General features: G+C 48.4%; 18 protein-coding genes and 1 other RNA gene. 10 read left to right on the top strand and 9 right to left on the bottom strand.

Features of this window, described 5'->3' with window-relative positions:
• Positions 1 to 317: 317 nt before the first annotated feature.
• The 4 genes from EHW58_RS15310 to EHW58_RS15300 all read right to left on the bottom strand — a co-directional run bounded on the left by EHW58_RS15310 (position 318) and on the right by EHW58_RS15300 (position 3,384).
• On the bottom strand, positions 318 to 749 hold the full coding sequence (locus EHW58_RS15310; protein ID WP_046075192.1) for a prepilin-type N-terminal cleavage/methylation domain-containing protein: 432 nt from the start codon (positions 747 to 749) through the stop codon (positions 318 to 320).
• Position 750: 1 nt separating this feature from the next.
• Positions 751 to 2,154: a hypothetical protein gene (locus tag EHW58_RS15725; RefSeq protein ID WP_172970399.1), complete on the bottom strand. Its 1,404-nt coding sequence runs from the start codon at positions 2,152 to 2,154 to the stop codon at positions 751 to 753.
• Positions 2,151 to 2,690, bottom strand: a complete 540-nt coding sequence (locus EHW58_RS15305) for a hypothetical protein (RefSeq protein WP_152797309.1) — start codon at positions 2,688 to 2,690, stop codon at positions 2,151 to 2,153. The genes EHW58_RS15725 and EHW58_RS15305 overlap by 4 nt, the downstream gene beginning before the upstream one ends.
• Positions 2,691 to 2,787: 97 nt before the next feature.
• Complete coding sequence (locus EHW58_RS15300) at positions 2,788 to 3,384, bottom strand: Tfp pilus assembly protein FimT/FimU (RefSeq protein ID WP_152797307.1); 597 nt, start codon at positions 3,382 to 3,384, stop codon at positions 2,788 to 2,790.
• 99 nt (positions 3,385 to 3,483) lie between these two features.
• On the opposite strand from EHW58_RS15300, the gene EHW58_RS15295 reads away from it, so the two are divergent.
• A complete protein-coding gene (locus tag EHW58_RS15295) occupies positions 3,484 to 3,924 on the top strand; it encodes a type IV pilin protein (RefSeq protein ID WP_152797305.1) in 441 nt (146 codons plus the stop codon).
• 124 nt (positions 3,925 to 4,048) lie between these two features.
• Here EHW58_RS15295 and dnaJ read toward each other — a convergent pair whose 3' ends face one another.
• The 3 genes from dnaJ to grpE form a co-directional block, all read right to left on the bottom strand.
• Positions 4,049 to 5,197 carry a molecular chaperone DnaJ gene (gene dnaJ / locus EHW58_RS15290; RefSeq protein WP_046075187.1) on the bottom strand — a complete coding sequence of 383 codons (1,149 nt, stop codon included), beginning with the start codon at positions 5,195 to 5,197 and terminating at the stop codon, positions 4,049 to 4,051.
• A gap of 119 nt (positions 5,198 to 5,316) precedes the next feature.
• On the bottom strand, positions 5,317 to 7,239 hold the full coding sequence (dnaK, locus tag EHW58_RS15285) for a molecular chaperone DnaK (protein WP_046075186.1): 1,923 nt from the start codon (positions 7,237 to 7,239) through the stop codon (positions 5,317 to 5,319).
• Between the two features lie 198 nt (positions 7,240 to 7,437).
• Positions 7,438 to 8,082 carry a nucleotide exchange factor GrpE gene (grpE, locus tag EHW58_RS15280; protein ID WP_152797303.1) on the bottom strand — a complete coding sequence of 215 codons (645 nt, stop codon included), beginning with the start codon at positions 8,080 to 8,082 and terminating at the stop codon, positions 7,438 to 7,440.
• A gap of 173 nt (positions 8,083 to 8,255) precedes the next feature.
• Here grpE and nadK point away from each other — a divergent pair, with 173 nt between their 5' ends.
• From nadK to bamE, 3 genes are all read left to right on the top strand, one after another.
• A complete protein-coding gene (gene nadK / locus EHW58_RS15275; RefSeq protein WP_152797301.1) occupies positions 8,256 to 9,137 on the top strand; it encodes an NAD(+) kinase in 882 nt (293 codons plus the stop codon).
• Between the two features lie 184 nt (positions 9,138 to 9,321).
• Positions 9,322 to 10,989: a DNA repair protein RecN gene (gene recN, locus EHW58_RS15270; protein ID WP_046075183.1), complete on the top strand. Its 1,668-nt coding sequence runs from the start codon at positions 9,322 to 9,324 to the stop codon at positions 10,987 to 10,989.
• A 253-nt stretch (positions 10,990 to 11,242) separates the two neighbouring features.
• A complete protein-coding gene (gene bamE / locus EHW58_RS15265; RefSeq protein ID WP_046075182.1) occupies positions 11,243 to 11,599 on the top strand; it encodes an outer membrane protein assembly factor BamE in 357 nt (118 codons plus the stop codon).
• An 82-nt stretch (positions 11,600 to 11,681) separates the two neighbouring features.
• Here the strand turns inward: bamE and EHW58_RS15260 are convergent, their stop codons facing one another.
• Together EHW58_RS15260 and EHW58_RS15255 are read right to left on the bottom strand one after the other, a co-directional pair.
• Positions 11,682 to 12,032, bottom strand: coding sequence for an RnfH family protein (locus EHW58_RS15260; RefSeq protein WP_046075181.1), 351 nt, complete (start codon positions 12,030 to 12,032; stop codon positions 11,682 to 11,684).
• Entirely contained in the window at positions 12,025 to 12,456 is a 432-nt protein-coding gene (locus tag EHW58_RS15255) for an SRPBCC family protein (protein ID WP_046075180.1), read from the bottom strand. The genes EHW58_RS15260 and EHW58_RS15255 overlap by 8 nt, the downstream gene beginning before the upstream one ends.
• 155 nt (positions 12,457 to 12,611) lie before the next feature.
• Between EHW58_RS15255 and smpB the strand changes: the two genes are divergently transcribed.
• The 6 genes from smpB to EHW58_RS15225 all read left to right on the top strand — a co-directional run bounded on the left by smpB (position 12,612) and on the right by EHW58_RS15225 (position 17,155).
• Positions 12,612 to 13,097: an SsrA-binding protein SmpB gene (gene smpB / locus EHW58_RS15250; RefSeq protein ID WP_046075179.1), complete on the top strand. Its 486-nt coding sequence runs from the start codon at positions 12,612 to 12,614 to the stop codon at positions 13,095 to 13,097.
• 47 nt (positions 13,098 to 13,144) lie between these two features.
• Positions 13,145 to 13,511, top strand: a transfer-messenger RNA (tmRNA) gene (ssrA, locus tag EHW58_RS15245).
• Between the two features lie 166 nt (positions 13,512 to 13,677).
• Complete coding sequence (locus EHW58_RS15240; protein ID WP_152797299.1) at positions 13,678 to 14,916, top strand: integrase domain-containing protein; 1,239 nt, start codon at positions 13,678 to 13,680, stop codon at positions 14,914 to 14,916.
• A gap of 1,067 nt (positions 14,917 to 15,983) precedes the next feature.
• Positions 15,984 to 16,694, top strand: coding sequence for a hypothetical protein (locus EHW58_RS15235; protein WP_152797297.1), 711 nt, complete (start codon positions 15,984 to 15,986; stop codon positions 16,692 to 16,694).
• 28 nt (positions 16,695 to 16,722) lie between these two features.
• The gene (locus EHW58_RS16055; RefSeq protein WP_152797294.1) at positions 16,723 to 16,920 is read left to right on the top strand and encodes a right-handed parallel beta-helix repeat-containing protein; all 198 of its coding nucleotides are present in this window, start codon (positions 16,723 to 16,725) and stop codon (positions 16,918 to 16,920) included.
• Positions 16,910 to 17,155, top strand: coding sequence for a hypothetical protein (locus EHW58_RS15225; RefSeq protein WP_152797293.1), 246 nt, complete (start codon positions 16,910 to 16,912; stop codon positions 17,153 to 17,155). The genes EHW58_RS16055 and EHW58_RS15225 overlap by 11 nt, the downstream gene beginning before the upstream one ends.
• Positions 17,156 to 17,322: the final 167 nt, after the last annotated feature.

The raw sequence follows: 17,322 nt of genomic DNA, 5'->3' as shown, positions 1-17,322 counted from the left end.
TAAAAGTTGTCGTTTGGTCACTCAGTTCATCGAATAAATCTTTTTGTCTATTCTCAACGAGTGCCCACACAGATTGCATAGGTCAAATTGTTAAAGAGCGCCGCTCAATCTTGAGCGGGAGTGGCATGTTACGCCACTTTGGCAACAAGTCAAGCATTTTGTTTTGCTTGTTTATTTTGCCGTTGTTAGCGCGGCTTGCCGTACCAACGAGAGCGCATTATAGAGAGGTATTTTTGTGACACAAGGGGTTTTTCTTAAAAACGTTTCAAGCGAGCAAAAAGCCACCACTTCACGTTTGCCGTTCGTGGAGGGGGACTTTAATTGAAATCGTTTTGTCGCCGCGCCCCTGTGAAATAGAAAACCAGAGATTGTTGTTGTTGACGGCGGTTTTGCCACCGCACTGCCAGTGTTAGTGTTTTGGCAGATACCTTATCATCGACTATCAGTGTGTTTTGCACATTAGTCACCACCAGCTCATAGATCGAGTCTTCGGTCGTAATCAAACACTCCGAAAGGTTATCTAACCTGATGGGATCACGGTTACTTGTTGAACATGGCGCATCAGTATTGATCAATCGCCAGTGAGAGAGTTGGTTGTTAGCCAAATACATAGCCTCTTTAGCTAAACGCGCATCACGCTGCTGAGTCTGAATATCCGTTGTCAGGCGATACACGCCAGCGCTAGTCATAGAAACCAACACAAGAGCCAGTAAGATCTCGATAAATGAGAAACCTCGCGCTCGTAACATGCTACCCCTCTCCATGAGGCGGTTTGATGTCATGATAACTGTTACCGACAGGCCGCCACTGCCTAAGCCCAGCAAAACTCTTCTGCAATGTCTCACCACTATAGGTCGGTTTGAATGAACCATACACCACGGAGTGGCCATCCGGCACGTCGGTAATAAATGCGCCCTTGGTAATGAAACTACCGTGAAACCAAAAAGGGACATGCCGTGCTTGATCAGGATCGGTGACGGTCGATGTGATCATTGGGCAAAGTTCTTGGATATTGCTATTAGAGCTCGAGCAAGACATCTGTCCAGACTCGGAAATACTCATCCCCCATTGATCGGCAAAATCATTATCGCTAGGCGTCGAGGTAAACTGATAAATCACACCGTTAAATGCATCCATACCACCTCGTAAAGCCAGAATGCCGTCTTGAACAACGAGGAGAATAGGTACATCGCTTGCTAACACCGCATGTTCTCCCCGACTCAAATCGCAAGGCCCATCAACCCACACTTTAATATTCGCGTTCTCTGATGATGTACTGTTTGAAACCGCACTCAGTAATGGATCATAACACTCAGAGGGATCACCATGGGTACTAAAAACGGTGCCGCCTTGACGTTCAAATTGCTCTCTGACTGTTTTCCACTGCGCGCGAGGAACACCAAAGTACTCTTTGAACAAGTCCATATTCTCAACATTGGTTTGCACATCTTTTTTTAGTCGCGCGCCGGTTTCATCGCGACTATCTGCCACTGTATAGTCGCTAATCTCCGTTTTATATTCGGGATCGCATTTATCACTGCTCTCTAAGCTGACGGTGAACTTGTTTTCACTTTTCTCCTCTTCACTCTCAGGCCCACCTTCACCCGAAGTGCGTGGGCGAATCATGACATCCCCGCCTGCAATAATTGAATGGCATTCATATAAACCATCCTCTCGCTTTTTTCCCTTTGCTGGTCGCCATGTATTGCCACCGTAAAACGCTGCTGATCCTGAAGTGACAAATGAACTTCTTCGTGCACCGGTGGCTTTTGCTAGGGTCACTCCGACTTGTTGCTGTGCATGAGTCGCGTAAAGATGCCACATTCCGCGATCACTATTTTGCCAAGGATCCAACCATAATTGGCTCCCTGCGATATGTTGACAAGGTGAGAGTTGCGCTATCCCCGCTGCCACATCGTCTTTCGATAGGTGAATACCATCATGTTTAATCTTGGCTACCGCGCAGTCTAGAGCCGCCCAAGCTCTGGAAAGGGATTGTTCAGTCGTGATTTTTGCCTGTGTTTGTTGGATATCATTGACTGCGCGTCGACTGGCGCCTAATACAATCAGAAGCGTAATCAGAGCGATACTGGCGACCACCCCGAGAGTGGCCATACCTTCTTGGTCACGCGTGCATTTTGCGATGTACTTCATGGTGAGACCACTGTGTTAGCTAAAACCAACGTTCGCGACACATCTTTCCGCTGGCTAGGTTGGCGTATTAACGAAGCGGAAACCTTGATGGTCAATGCGGTAATACGTCGTCCATCTTCCGTGCGCACCGCATTACGGGAAAAAGATAAATGCGAGATCTTCAATGCGCGAGAAGAAATATCTCGCCAATAGCCTGATTCACACGACCAGTTCGCTGTGTCTCGGTGGTTTTCATAAACCTCTATGGCATGGGCTTCAGTGTCTAGTCGAAAGCCTTTGGCGTCATCTTTACCCACGCTATTCGTAGGATGGGTGCTGTCTTGTTGATAAGCAAAGCGAAGGCATTGCCCTTGATGCTGCGAGGGGGTTTCATCAATCAATAAAAGCTGAGGTTCATGACCATTGCCAAAGAAGTAGGGCGATGCGCCACCACACTGGTAGCACAGCCCGGCTCGGCGTATCTCAGTTTCCATCATCGTTAATAAGCGACTGATTTCGAGCGATAAGCGCGTCTTGGCATCGAGTCTGGCTTGCATTGTGGTCGCCGAAGTCAAGACAGCAAGTGCTGTGATTGAAACTAAAATACTTACTGACAAACCGACTAAAAGCTCAACCAATGAGTACCCTTTGGACTTAGCTGCATGCACTGTCGATACCACCCCACTGACAGGATTCAAAACCCAGGTATTGACGGACAGTGACCACATAGTCAGGCGCTTGCCCATAGCCGCTGCCCAAACCGACGGTCAGATTCAAGGTTGGTCGCTGGGTGCGAAAATCAATCGAGAATATCTCACCTTCCGGTAACGGCGCCCAGCTTTTTTTCGCTTTAAGCAACAGCGAGATATCAGTCGGGATCGTCACCATAGGCAATCTTGTCTGTTGGCAAGACATGGCGGAGAGCTGATCAGGTGCACTGCTAAGTAGCCCGCTTCCACGACTCGGTTGCGCAACGATACACTGGGTGTTTTTTGCTTTAAGCAGGCGAAGATGATAGACCCGGCTTTCTTCCATCGCACGAGCTTGAGCAAGATGAAACAAACTTGTGAGCGATTCACTGCGGCTCGCGATCATCGTTGCTTGCTGGGCAGACGAAAAGCGAGGAATCGCGATGGTGCAAACAGCCGCCAACACGCTCAGTACCAGCAGGGACTCAATAAGGGTGATGCCACTCATTTTTTTAAGACAGCGCCGAGAGCACTGACTTAAGCGCAGAGTTTGAAAACGCATACTGTCTCCCAAGGTTTGGGGGTCGCCATTGCCTGCAGGCTAACACCCGCATAGGCTCAGTAGGGTTTTCATTATCAACTCTTCGAGAGGTTAAAAAGAATGCGTCAGCGTCAAAGCCGCCGTTTTCAACATGGAGTGACGTTGATCGAGATCCTGATAGTGCTCGCCATTATTGCCACCTTAGCGGCTGTGGTCGTGCCTCACTTTCACCAGTATCAGCAAACACAAGCACGCAAAGCAGCGATTGGGCGGTTAGTACAGCTCCAGTCCTGGGTAGAAATACAAGTCATCACCAAGGCATATTACCCAAGCGTTTCTCACTCTGAACTTCTAGAACAGGGGCTTGTTTGCACAGATTGCCAAGTATCATCCGACTATCAGTTCTCGATAAAAGGCAGTAAAACAAGCTATAGAATTATCGCTCACCCTCAAGCAGATGGTCGTCAGCATGACGACCCATGCAATAGGTTGGCATTGCACCCTAATGGGGTAATTACCAGCATATCAGCCGAGACATCCTGCTCGCTTCCCTCCGAGTAGGGCACGACAGACTTCTCTTTGAAATAGGTTCTTGTGGCAAAAAAATAGCCAGCACAAGGCTGGCTATTCACTATTCGCAATTGTTATTCACAGATGACGCTTTACTGTCTGTCAGGCTAAGCGTTTATCCGGTCAAATCGTCAAAAAACTTCTTCACACCGTCAAAAAAGCCTTCTGATTTTGGCTTGTGCTTTTTCGCTTCAGTGCCGCTAAACGACTCTTCCAGTTCTTGAAGCAGCTCTTTTTGTCGGCTACTCAAGTTAACGGGAGTCTCGACCACCATTTTGCAGATGAGATCGCCAACACCGCCACCACGAACTGACTGCACCCCTTTACCGCGCATACGGAACATGCGGCCCGTTTGTGTCTCTGCTGGGACTTTTAGGCTAACACGGCCATCTAACGTAGGGACTTCAACCTCGCCACCGAGCGCTGCCATGGTGAAGCTCACCGGTACTTCGCAGTAGAGGTTGTTACCATCACGGGTGAAAATATGGTGTTCGCGGACGTGCACTTGAACATACAAATCACCCGCCGGAGCACCGTTTTCACCGGCTTCTCCCTCACCAGATAAGCGAATGCGATCGCCCGTATCGACACCTGCAGGAATTTTCACATTTAGGTGCTTGGTTTCTTTTACGCGACCTTGGCCGTGGCAGCTATTACAAGGGTCTTTAATAATGGTCCCGCTACCATGACACGTTGGACACGCTTGTTGGACCGCGAAGAAACCTTGGCGCATTTGCACTTGGCCGATCCCGTTACAAGTCCCACAAGTTTGTTTTTTCGAGCCCGGTTTCGCCCCACTGCCATCACAGGTTTTACACCCGACATAAGTAGGCACTTCGATCTCTTTGCTGACGCCACGGACCGCCTCTTCCAAGGTAAGCTCCATGTTGTAGCGTAAATCGGCACCACGTTGCGCGCGTTGCTGACCACCACGACGACCTCCGCCGAATATATCGCCGAATACGTCACCAAAAATATCGCTAAAGTCAGCACCTCCGCCGAAGCCTCCGCCGCCGAAGCCGCCGCCTCCCATACCACCTTGCTCAAAGGCGGCATGACCATATTGGTCATAGGCTGCACGTTTTTGCGGGTCGGTCAGCACTTCGTAGGCCAACTTGATTTCTTTAAACTGGTCGGCGGCATCATCGCCTTTGTTGCGGTCTGGGTGATATTTCATCGCCAGCCGCTTATAGGCTTTTTTAATATCGCGCTCGCTTGCATCGCGGCTTAAGCCGAGCACTTCATACAAATCTCTTTTAGACATGGTCTGACTGCACCTGTTTACGTCAACAAAACAAAGACGTTCAATTCACTGTTTGATAAAACGACGGGCGAAGGAGATTGCTCCCCTACGCCCGTGCTTATTAACGACAGTGCTTTCGCTTATTTCTTGTCGTCGTCTTTAACTTCTTCGAACTCAGCATCGACAACATCGTCGTCTTGTTTTGCTGAATCAGCACCGGCGTCTTGCTGCGCCTGCTCATCTTGAGCTTGCTGCTGCGCGATTTCCATCAATTTTGATGAAGCGGCAACCAGTGCTTGAACCTTCGCGTCGATGTCTTCTTTATCTTCACCGTTACGCGCGGTTTCTAGCTCAGAAATGGCGGTTTCGATCTTCTCTTTGTCTTCCGCAGGCAGTTTGTCACCCGCTTCGTCCATTTGCTTACGTGTACCGTGAACCAGCTGGTCAGCTTGGTTACGCGCAGTCACTAGCTCTTCGAACTTCTTGTCCGCTTCTTTATTCGCTTCTGCTTCTTGAACCATCTTTTCAACGTCTTCGTCGCTCAGACCGCCAGACGCTTGAATAGTGATCTTCTGCTCTTGACCCGTTTGCTTATCAGCAGCAGACACGTTCAAGATACCGTCGGCGTTCAAATCGAAGGTTACTTCAATTTGTGGCACACCACGTGGCGCAGGCTGGATGCCCTCAAGGTTGAACTGACCCAGTGATTTGTTATGCATGGCTTGCTTACGCTCACCCTGAATCACGTGGATCGTTACCGCACTTTGGTTGTCTTCTGCCGTCGAGAACACCTGATTCGCCTTGGTTGGGATCGTGGTGTTTTTCTCAATCAGCTTGGTCATCACACCGCCCATGGTTTCGATACCCAGTGAAAGCGGGGTCACGTCAAGCAGCAGTACGTCTTTTACATCGCCAGACAGTACGCCACCTTGTGCCGCGGCACCCATGGCAACGGCTTCATCAGGGTTCACGTCTTTACGTGCATCCTTACCGAAGTACTCTGCCACCTTGGCCTGTACCATTGGCATACGAGTTTGACCGCCGACCAAGATAACGTCAGTGATTTCGTCAACTGATAGCTCCGCATCGGCCAGTGCCACTTTCATTGGCTCAAGTGAACGCTGAACCAGCTCTTCAACCAGTGATTCTAGCTTGGCACGCGTGACTTTGATGTTCATGTGCTTAGGACCGGTTGCGTCCGCCGTCACATAAGGCAAGTTCACGTCTGTTTGCTGTGCTGAAGACAGTTCAATCTTCGCTTTCTCAGCCGCTTCTTTGACACGCTGCATCGCTAGCGGGTCTTGACGTAGGTCGATACCTTGCTCTTTTTTGAACTCGTCAACCAAGTAGGTGATCAAACGGTTATCGAAGTCTTCACCACCAAGGTGAGTGTCACCGTTTGTTGCCAATACTTCGAACGTTTGCTCGCCATCTACCTCATCGATTTCGATGATAGAGATATCGAAGGTACCACCACCTAGGTCATACACAGCGATTGTGCGATCGCCGCCTTTTTTGTCTAGACCATAAGCCAGTGCCGCAGCTGTTGGCTCGTTGATGATACGTTTAACTTCTAGACCTGCGATACGACCAGCATCTTTGGTTGCTTGACGCTGTGAGTCATTAAAGTAAGCAGGGACAGTAATTACCGCGCCAGTCACTTCCTCACCGAGGAAATCTTCAGCGGTTTTCTTCATTTTCTTCAGGACTTCAGCAGACACCTGTGGCGCAGCCATTTTTTGGCCTTTCGCCTCAACCCAAGCGTCACCGTTATCTGCCTTAACAATTTTGTAAGGCATGATGCTGATATCACGCTGCACTTCTTCATCTTCGAAGCGGCGGCCGATCAGACGCTTGATAGCAAACAGGGTGTTTTCTGGGTTTGTCACTGCCTGGCGCTTCGCAGGCTGGCCGACAAGTGTTTCACCATCTTGTGTGTAAGCGATAACCGATGGTGTTGTACGATCACCCTCTGCGTTCTCAATGACGCGCGTTTTTTCACCGTCAAGTACGGCGACACATGAGTTGGTTGTACCCAAGTCAATACCAATGATTTTACCCATCTGGTGCTCTCCGAAATTCGTTCTGTGGCTTTAATGCGTTACCCCTTATGTGGGGGTAACTGTGAGAGGTTCAACCCCCTCACCGCAATTTTTATTTAGTGCTGCCGTTTAAATAAGGGCAGCCAAATGCTTTTCAAGGGGAGAAGGCAAAAAAAACACCGAATCGAGTTCGGCAAAGTGCCTTCTTCAGCGCCCTCGTTAGGCTTTTTCTTCTACGTTACCTTGCGGCGCTTTAGACACCATCACCATGGCTGGGCGCACAACACGGCCGTTTAACTCATAACCTTTTTGCATCACCATCATCACGGTGTTTGGCTCATGCTCCGCGCTTTCTTGGATGGTCATGGCCTGATGCAATTCAGGGTCAAACGGCTGACCTTGCGGGTCGATCGCTTTCAACCCAAACTTATCGATGGTATCCATCATGGTTTTCAGCGTCAGCTCAACCCCTTCCACCATTGGCTTGATTGATTCGTCTTCTTTGTCGGCCATCTCCACGGCACGCTCAAGGTTATCAATCACAGGTAAAAGCTCACCGGCGAATTTTTCTAAGGCAAACTTGCGCGCCTTATCCACTTCTTGCTCGGTACGACGACGCATGTTGTCCACGTCTGCACGGGCACGCAGCACACTGTCTTGCTGCTCTTGCACCTTGGCTTCGCTCGCCTCGAGCGCCGCTTCAAGTTCGGTGATACGTGCAATCATGGCTGCGGTTTCCTCATGCTCAATGTCTGCACCACTACTTGCTTGTTGCTCAGCGGCCTGCTCTGTACCTTTGGCTTCAGCAGCTTGCGCGTTTTTCATCGCTTCCTGCTCTTGCTTCACTTTCTGTTCTTCGCTCATGATCACTCCGACACAAATGGCATTGCCCAGCACGCCACTGGGACTATTCAACTTGATTGACGGAAGTATTATGGGGATGAATCTTTGTGATTCAACCGCCCACATAACGCAAATCACGACAATCGCTTTTTTCCCGCGTTATACTGAGCTCAAATAACGATGAGATCCTAATTATGTCGACACCATTCCAGCGCATTGCCTTAATTGGCAAACCTCGTAACCCGGAAGCGGTTAACACACACATAGGCCTCTACCATTGGCTTATCGAGCGCGATTATGACGTGTGTATCGATACACGTTTAAGCACTAACCTGGGTTTGCCGGATGCACATTATTTGGATCTGGTCAGCATTGGCCAACACGCTGACTTGGCCATTGTGATCGGCGGGGACGGTAACATGTTAGGTGCTGCCCGCGTATTGTCTCGCTGCGATATCAAGGTGATCGGGGTAAACCGCGGTAACCTCGGCTTTCTCACCGACTTAGATCCCGAAGCCTTCGAACATGCGCTAGAAGCGGTATTAAACGGCGATTACGTGGACGAAGACCGTTTTTTGCTTGAAACCGAAATCCATCGCCATGATCAGGTAAAAAGTCATAACGCCTCATTGAATGAAGCAGTGCTTCACCCCGGGCAAGTCGCGCACATGATTGAATTTGAGGTGTACATTAACGAGCAGTTTGCCTTCTCTCAGCGCTCAGACGGGATTATTATCTCGACCCCCACAGGCTCAACAGCCTATAGCTTGTCCGGCGGTGGCCCCATTTTATCTCCCAGCCTCAACGCGATTTCGCTCGTGCCTATGTTTCCGCATACACTGTCAAGCCGCCCGCTGGTCGTCGATGGCAACCGCCGTATAAAATTACTGGTTTCACCAGATAACCGCGGCACGTTGGAAGTGAGCTGTGATGGTCAGGTCTCTTTGCCAGTCAACCCAGGTGATGAGGTACATATTTACAAAAGCCCGGCCACTCTCAAGCTCATTCATCCTCAAGACTACAATTATTACAATACCTTACGTAAAAAACTGGGTTGGTCTTCTAAGCTATTTTAAGCGAGCCACGTCCTTATTCTTATTCTCCGCATCCGATAAAGAGCAGGTCTTCCTGCTTTTTTTACGCACAATTTTTGTGCTGTTCATCGCATTCACAACAATTCTTGCTAAACAGTATTCACTGGATGAAAAAACAGTATATACTGTATCTATACACAGTTGTTGATAGATACAGGTGTTTCCTATGTTAGCCGATATAACCATTCAAAACTTTGCCATCGTTAAATCCTTGGAGCTGGAGTTTAGTAAAGGCATGACGGCGATCACCGGTGAAACCGGGGCGGGTAAATCCATTTCTATCGATGCGCTGGGTTTATGCCTTGGCGATCGTGCCGATGCCAATATGGTTCGCCCGGGTGAAAAACGCGCAGAGATTTCTGCCAGTTTCACCTTAGAGCAAAACAGTGCCGCGCGTCGCTGGCTACAAGATAACGAACTCGAAGACGGCGACGATTGCATTCTAAGGCGTGTGATCACCAAAGAAGGCCGTTCACGCGCATACATTAACGGAAACCCGGTTCCCGCCTCACAACAAAAAGCGCTTGGGCAGTTATTGATTAATATCCACGGTCAGCATGCGCATCAACAGCTGTTACGTCCCGAACACCAGATTACCTTGTTGGATCAATACGCCGGTCACCAGTCTTTGCTGGATAAAATGGCGACACGCTATCAGCGTTGGCGCCGCACTAAAAATGAGCTAAAAGCATTGATCAAGAAAAAAGATGACATTGATGCTCAGCAACAGCTATTGGAATATCAAGTGGGTGAACTCAATGAACTCGCATTGGGTGAAGAGGAATACCAACACATTGAAGAAGAACACAAGCGCTTATCGAACAGTGGTGATATCGCCATGACCAGTCAGGCGGTAGTGGATCTACTCAGTGAAGGCGAAGAAACTAACACCCTAAGTTTATTGACCGCCGCTCAACAGCGTTTAAGTGAATTAGCCGCAATGGACAATCACTTTTCACCGCTCGCTGAGATGCTTGAAGAGGCGCGGATCCAAACGCAAGAGACGAGTCAAGAAGTGAGCAGTTATCTTGATCAACTCGATATGGATCCTCAACGCCTCCAGTATCTTGATCAGCGCATGAGCACTATCATGAGTTTGGCGCGCAAACATCAGGTTCAGCCCGATGCATTATATGAAACGCATCAACAATTGATTCAAGAGTTGGAGAAACTGGGACATAACGATGAGGCGATTGAGCAATTGCAAGCCGATGTGGACAAACAGTTTGCTGACTGTCTCGACACCGCTGAGAAATTGAGCAAAAGCCGCCGCCGCTATGCCAAAGAATTGAACAAATTGATCACGCAAAGCATGCACCAGCTGAGCATGGAACATGGTAGCTTCGAGATCCAAGTCGAGAATAAAGCGGAAACCCACCTCAGCCCACTGGGTGGCGATGCTGTGGCGTTTCTTGTGTCGACGAACCCAGGTCAGCCTTTACAGCCACTGGCTAAAGTAGCATCCGGCGGCGAGCTCTCTCGGATCTCGCTCGCCATTCAAGTGATCACTGCCCAGAAGGTTGAAACACCAAGCCTTATCTTTGATGAGGTTGATGTAGGGATCAGTGGACCTACAGCAGCGATTGTGGGCAAACTCTTGCGTCAACTTGGCGACTCCACCCAAGTGATGTGCGTCACCCACTTGCCGCAAGTCGCAGGCTGTGGCCATCAGCAAATGTTTGTTGCCAAAGACACAGAGAAAGGCAGCACCACGACCCGTATGTACCCGCTCGACTATCAGGCACGAATTAGTGAACTTGCACGGTTACTGGGCGGCAGTGAAATCACTGATCGCACCCTCGCAAACGCGGAAGATCTTCTAGTGGCCGCTTGATTCTGCCAAGTCAAAACAGCGTTGAATGTGGCATTCAAACCGAGAAAAGTGCACTAGCTCTGCTTTTCTCGGTTATTTCCTTACACACGTCGAACTTTTTCACATTATCATCGTCCAAACGCTGGTCGTTAGCAGGTTTTTTACATATATTCTCTGCTTGATTATACTCGGGGCGCGAAAGCCAGCAGGCACGAACTGCTAAGCGTCTTCGAAAGACGTGATTTGCCATCAAAAGACAGTGAAGATATTAACTATGGGTTGGACTAAAGCCGCCGTTGCCTCTCTGATGGCGATTGCCATGATGGGCTGCTCTTATGCCGAAAAACTGGTTTATCGAGTGGATATAAACCAAGGAAATTACATTGAAGAAAAGGCCGTGGACGCCTTGAAATTTGGCATGACCAAAGAGCAGGTTAAGTTCCTTCTCGGTCCTCCTATGCTCGTTGAGTCAGGCTACCCCAACACTTGGTACTTTGTGCAATGGCAACAACCTGGCCATGAAGCGCCGACACAAAAAGATCTGGTCCTCTCCTTTGACGATAATAACCAATTAGTCAACATGGACGGTGATTTCGAGCCGGGCGAGCAATTTTTCGAAGCCGTTCAGTAACGGTGATGCATCCGGCACTCTGATGCCGCTATATATTCATCCTTTAGTAAAGGCGCCGATCGGCGCCTTTCTTTTTACCCCGTTACGAGCGTTTGCGCTGGGAATCAACACGGCCCCCGGTGACAGGATCGGCTTTCCCCTCTTGTTTCGCGCGTTCGGCGCGGCGACGGCGGATCTCTTTCGGGTCGGCTTGCAGCGGCCGGTAAATCTCAATGCGATCCCCGTCGCGCACTTGCGCGTCTAGTTTCACCGGTCGGCTAAATACCCCAACCTTGTTGGTCGCAAGATCAATCTCCGGATAGGCGCTTAAGACACCTGATTGACGAATAATATCTTCCACCGTCGAGTCGGGCTTCACCACGCAGTTGAAGATGCGCTGCTCATTAGGCAACGGGTAAACCACTTCAACATGCAGCAATGTCTCTTCACTCATAAATCTCTTTCGCTCGCTCTGTAAACGCCTTCACCATGCTACTGGTTAACTCGCTGAAGATACGGCCAAAGGCAGCTTCAACCAAGCGGTTAGTAAACTCAAACTCGAGATCTAATTCGATTTTACACGCATCGCTTGATAGTGGCGTGAATTTCCAGCCACCACTCAAGCGTTTAAATGGTCCATCCACCAGCGTCATATCAATTCGGCTGTTATCTACCAGATAATTCTTAGTGGTAAATGTTTTCTTTATGCCCGCTTTCGCCACATCTAACGACGCAACCATGGTGGTGTCTGTGTGCTCAATAAGACGGGTACTCACACACCCGGGCAAAAAAGCGGGATAGGATTCAACATCGTTCACCAAGGCAAACATTTGCTCAGCACTGTACGGCACTAAAGCCGAGCGGATGATTTGCGGCATAGGGACTCCTTGCAAGTTAACCGCGAGATAATACCATCGAGACCCACTTTGACCAATGTTAGCAAACAACATCGCGAATAAAGTCTTACTCTTTCTGCCCCTGAGTACGATAATCCTTTCATTCTTCGATATATCGCCTTTATAATGCGCACACTATGGCTAAGAAAAACGCAAAGAACAAAGCAAACAGCAACACCATTGCACTGAATAAAAAAGCGCGCTTTGAATACTTCATTGAAGATGACTTCGAGGCAGGGCTTGAGCTACAAGGTTGGGAGGTGAAAGCACTCCGAGCAGGTAAAGCCAATATCAGTGAAAGCTATGTGTTGTTAAAAGACGGGGAAGCCTTCTTGTTCGGGGCTACCATTACCCCGCTTAATGTGGCTTCCACGCATGTGGTGGCCGATCCACAGCGCACCCGTAAGTTATTGCTTAAGCGGCGTGAGCTTGATACCTTGCTAGGCAAAGTCAATCGAGACGGTTTCACGGTGGTGGCACTGTCTTTATACTGGAAACAATCTTTTGCTAAACTGAAGATAGGGTTGGCAAAAGGTAAGAAGTTACACGATAAGCGCGATACAGCGAAAGACAGAGACTGGCAACGTCAAAAGTCCAGGATCATGAAAAACGCAGCGCGTTAATCGTTGACGCGGCAGATCAATCTGTTAGACTCTGCCGCTCATACTCTGGGGCTGATTCAGGATTCGACAGGATTGAGAAGGCCCGTGGAGCATGCCGAGGGGCGGTTGGCCTCGTAAAAAGCCGCAAAAAAATAGTCGCAAACGACGAAAACTACGCACTAGCAGCTTAATAACCTGTTGAGTGCCTATCCTCCCTAGCCTCCGCCTGTAGGACGGGGATTCAGGATAGTCAAAACCAAACAGGATCGCGTGGATGCTTTGACCCAAGAGCTGAAGCGTTAAAATTAAGTTGGGTATGTCTTTGTGTGGCGTGTTTGTCCGCAGCACACTGACGAGATAAAAGACAAACTAAGCATGTAGCGCCATTGGTTAGACTGATTCTGGACGCGGGTTCAACTCCCGCCAGCTCCACCAATTTTATATTCAAAGACGTCCACGGACGTCTTTTTTATTGCCTAAAATAACGAAAAATCAACAATTTAGCGTTCATCAAGATCCATAGAGGTCCACCAACCGCTTTGATTTTTAGGTACACCGAGGTGTACACTGATAAAAATGGAGGCTGAGATGTGTACCCATTATGGCTAAAATCATAGCTAAGCTTACGGATAAGAAGATAAAAGCGGCAACGCCAGAAGAGAAAGAGTACCTACTCTATGATGGCGACGGGCTCAGACTAAGAGTTAAACCAACCGGCTCTAAGCTTTGGCTTTTTAATTACCTGCGCCCATTCACCAAAAAGCGCACCAACCTCAGCCTCGGTGCCTATCCCACTGTTACCCTCTCTCAAGCGCGTAAAGCGACCATGGATGCAAGAGCCCTCCTCGCTCAAAACATCGATCCTAAGGAACACCGTGAAGAGCAACAAAGGCAAGAGATTGCGCTCACCGAGCATACGGTAGAGAAAGTCGCCTACCAGTGGTTCGAGCTGAAAAAAGAGCAAGTGACTGAGGGATACGCGACCGATATATGGCGCTCTCTGGAACGTCACATTTTTCCAAAGCTTGGCGCTACTCCCCTTTCCAAAATCACTGCCCCTATGGTGATAGATGCCTTAAAGCCCATTGAAGCATCGGGCAGCCTAGAGACATTAAAGCGCTTGGTCCAACGACTAAACGAAATGATGAACTACGCTGTTAACTGTGGCCTTATCCACGCTAATCCGCTATCGGGCATTGGTGTCGCATTTAAAAAGCCCAAAAAGAACCATATGGCAGCGTTAACGCCCGATGAACTACCAGAGTTAATGCAAAAGCTTGCTTACGCGAATATCAAACGAGTTACCCGGTGCCTCATCGAATGGCAGCTACACACCATGACGCGACCAGCAGAAGCGGCAGCTGCGCGATGGGATGAAATAGACTGGGATAACGAACTATGGATTATCCCGGCGGAGAGGACAAAAAAAAGAAGAGAACACCGGATCCCACTCACAGAGCAGATGCTGGCGATATTAGAAGTGATCAAGCCGATAAGTGGCCATCGTGATTTTATTTTTCCTTCAGATCGTGATCCGCAAAAGCCTTGTAATAGCCAAACGGCCAATATGGCACTAAAACGAATGGGGTTTGCCGACCGGCTAGTGAGTCATGGGCTACGCTCCCTGGCAAGTACAACACTCAACGAGCAGGGTTTTGATGCAGACCTTATCGAGGCCGCACTTGCCCACGTTGATGACAACCAGGTACGGAGTGCGTATAACCGGACAGATTACATCGAACGCCGACGCCCAATGATGTGCTGGTGGAGTGGGCACATCGAGCAAGCAGCTAAAGGTAGCCTCTCAGTGACTGGGACTAAGCAGCTTAAAGTGATCTAACCGTAGACCCCGATAAAAACTCGCTACCTGAATACTCTGCCCTCCCTGCGTGGGAGGCCAAGCAATCTACCTACCATATCGAAGCGGGAGTGTGGTTAGAACGCATCAAATAAGGGTTTTCCAGCCATTAAAATAAACCGAAAATCGCTCTGGGTACGGCGTGAGATACGGGGATCATTAAAATCCTCAAATCTCATTGCCACTCTGGCTCTTTGCTTAGCCTGCATGAATGTACAGGTATTGGGTCTGTTATTGGTTTTTAGTTGATCAATGTAGATTAAGGTGAAAAGCCTATCAACTGATCACTGACCTGCCTCTATTGCCTTCAGAGGCAACTATTTTATCTTTCGTTTCTCAAGCCTAGCGAGTCGGCTCTTCCTTGTAGCGCAGTTATGTCAATCACCCGACCTGTGTAGCACCAATTATTCTTCAGCTATACATACTTACACACCTACCCTGTCACGCAGGACAAGGTAGACATGTTAGTGAATCAGTTTTACTTTGGCGATAGCGTCGATAGATGGGTCAATTTTGAACTGACGTTGACAAGCCCTCGCTCGAATCGCTCACACAGAACCCACCTAAACAATTCCTCTTTGTGTCCCTAGCAATATTTTTGCAGCCAGTTCATAAAATATGGCTTATCTAACACTTTGGACAATAGCGCACGAAAACCAAAACAGCCCTTGATACACTAATCCTGAAACTAACAACTCGATGGCGAGTTTGGTGCCGACGACAGGCCGACGGTAGCATGGCTAAACACTGGATAGTTAACCAGCTTATCTGCCAGAGAGAGCAAATAGCGTGAGCATTTATCCATGGCAGATGAACACTATCCCAGAATAGGTGATTAAAAGAGCCCACTAGTCATACGGTTACAGCTTAACGCTTGGGGATAGTATGAATACCTGAGTAGCGATAGGCGGCACGCACACTTTCGCGAAAGAGCAGTACCCATTAGAGGCAAGAAATTATATTTTGAACAGTCACTTAGGTAGAAAATAGTAAGTATAACGGTTTTGGGGAATCGCGCATGTGTACTAACACAATGTTAGGCAATAATTATGGAACTTGATCCAAAGTACCTCATCCCGCTCGCTGGCGTACTGCTCGGATGGGTGCTGAGCCAGTTTTCGGGTGCCATTAACAACGCGAAGGAATTGCGACAGCATCGTTCATCTGCGTTACCGCCGATGCTCGACCTATACTTTCAGCAATACAGAATTGATCAGATTCTCAAGTTTTTCAACATTCGGCTTGGCGATAGCATGGAGAAGCTGCACAAAATATATGAGAAGCATGACGTCCCAAAAGAAAAGAGGCTAGAGTTTTTTTCGTTGCTAGTCGAGAATTTTGAGAAGACACGGCAAGGGAGTCTGGATTTGCCAGAGAAGAACAAGGAATACCTTTTTCGTGCGCTCGACACAGCCACTTTAAGTTTATCTAAAGCCGATCCTGTTTCCGCATACAGATTGTCGAGATTGGTTGCAGAATTTATTCTTCTCCTAGAGATTAAGTTTCCTGCGAATGAGATCAATAGCGAAAAATACCTTTCGACCTGGGGCAATCTTCTTCAGACTTTTAGAAACGACATAGGAGACTTGAGAAAGCTGATACTAAAAGTCTCATTTGGTATTGGATGGGTGACCTTCTTGAAAATCTGGTGGCTTCTTCGGAATGAAGAAAAGCTCCTCGAGCAACCACCTGACGATGTCTTAGAGGATCTGGTGCAGACACTAAAGCCTAACCAAGAAATGCACGCGACAAGCGCGTAATTGCGGCGTTAAAAGTTAAGGGGGCGTCATGTCTACCGGCATATACATGGAAGATTGCGAGAATGTGACCATAAGAGGAAACAGGTTTCACAACATCTATAATCCTATTGTGGCAAAGCGTACCAAAGGTATAAACGCTGATAATAATGTGGCGACTTATAACGCTGATGCTTTCAGGATTAAGCCTCTAGCAATTGCTATCAGGAGAGTAATATATGGCAGGTAAAGGACCGATGTTCGACCTTGAAGATTGCGAAGATGTTGATCTAAATAGGAATAAAACTAGCTCAGAAAAGCTTTTCAAAGCAAAGAACACCAAAAATATAAAGGCCAATGACAACGAGTCCTTAGCGCCAACTGAAACCACTCAAAATAGCTGGCACGAAACAGCTTGGGGAAAAATAGCTATTGGTTTAACTATTGGTGGCATATTACTCGTAATCAAATTGGCCGTAGGCTAAAACTTTGAAGGTGTTCATAGTTCTGTGTCCCCCTCATAAGGGCGTTGTTGATCAAATCATTCATCTAACGTACTGATCCCAATGGGGTTACTCCCATCAATCAACTCGATAGCTAACAGGCATACCAAGTCTTATGACTTTGTTCATCACTTTCACGTTGGCTAATG

The sequence above is a fragment of the Salinivibrio sp. VYel1 genome, assembly GCF_009377945.1.
GTDB lineage: Bacteria > Pseudomonadota > Gammaproteobacteria > Enterobacterales > Vibrionaceae > Salinivibrio > Salinivibrio siamensis.
The sequence above is the reverse complement of the archived record's forward strand: the minus strand, read 5'-3'. Positions and strand labels throughout refer to the sequence as shown.

What these genes read in the sequence shown, in the direction of transcription:
- EHW58_RS15310 (WP_046075192.1), bottom strand. Translation starts at nt 749, where the DNA reads ATGTTACGAGCGCGAGGTTTCTCATTTATCGAGATCTTACTGGCTCTT.
- EHW58_RS15725 (WP_172970399.1), bottom strand. Translation starts at nt 2,154, where the DNA reads ATGAAGTACATCGCAAAATGCACGCGTGACCAAGAAGGTATGGCCACT.
- EHW58_RS15305 (WP_152797309.1), bottom strand. Translation starts at nt 2,690, where the DNA reads ATGCAAGCCAGACTCGATGCCAAGACGCGCTTATCGCTCGAAATCAGT.
- EHW58_RS15300 (WP_152797307.1), bottom strand. Translation starts at nt 3,384, where the DNA reads ATGCGTTTTCAAACTCTGCGCTTAAGTCAGTGCTCTCGGCGCTGTCTT.
- EHW58_RS15295 (WP_152797305.1), top strand. Translation starts at nt 3,484, where the DNA reads ATGCGTCAGCGTCAAAGCCGCCGTTTTCAACATGGAGTGACGTTGATC.
- dnaJ (WP_046075187.1), bottom strand. Translation starts at nt 5,197, where the DNA reads ATGTCTAAAAGAGATTTGTATGAAGTGCTCGGCTTAAGCCGCGATGCA.
- dnaK (WP_046075186.1), bottom strand. Translation starts at nt 7,239, where the DNA reads ATGGGTAAAATCATTGGTATTGACTTGGGTACAACCAACTCATGTGTC.
- grpE (WP_152797303.1), bottom strand. Translation starts at nt 8,082, where the DNA reads ATGAGCGAAGAACAGAAAGTGAAGCAAGAGCAGGAAGCGATGAAAAAC.
- nadK (WP_152797301.1), top strand. Translation starts at nt 8,256, where the DNA reads ATGTCGACACCATTCCAGCGCATTGCCTTAATTGGCAAACCTCGTAAC.
- recN (WP_046075183.1), top strand. Translation starts at nt 9,322, where the DNA reads ATGTTAGCCGATATAACCATTCAAAACTTTGCCATCGTTAAATCCTTG.
- bamE (WP_046075182.1), top strand. Translation starts at nt 11,243, where the DNA reads ATGGGTTGGACTAAAGCCGCCGTTGCCTCTCTGATGGCGATTGCCATG.
- EHW58_RS15260 (WP_046075181.1), bottom strand. Translation starts at nt 12,032, where the DNA reads ATGAGTGAAGAGACATTGCTGCATGTTGAAGTGGTTTACCCGTTGCCT.
- EHW58_RS15255 (WP_046075180.1), bottom strand. Translation starts at nt 12,456, where the DNA reads ATGCCGCAAATCATCCGCTCGGCTTTAGTGCCGTACAGTGCTGAGCAA.
- smpB (WP_046075179.1), top strand. Translation starts at nt 12,612, where the DNA reads ATGGCTAAGAAAAACGCAAAGAACAAAGCAAACAGCAACACCATTGCA.
- EHW58_RS15240 (WP_152797299.1), top strand. Translation starts at nt 13,678, where the DNA reads ATGGCTAAAATCATAGCTAAGCTTACGGATAAGAAGATAAAAGCGGCA.
- EHW58_RS15235 (WP_152797297.1), top strand. Translation starts at nt 15,984, where the DNA reads ATGGAACTTGATCCAAAGTACCTCATCCCGCTCGCTGGCGTACTGCTC.
- EHW58_RS16055 (WP_152797294.1), top strand. Translation starts at nt 16,723, where the DNA reads ATGTCTACCGGCATATACATGGAAGATTGCGAGAATGTGACCATAAGA.
- EHW58_RS15225 (WP_152797293.1), top strand. Translation starts at nt 16,910, where the DNA reads ATGGCAGGTAAAGGACCGATGTTCGACCTTGAAGATTGCGAAGATGTT.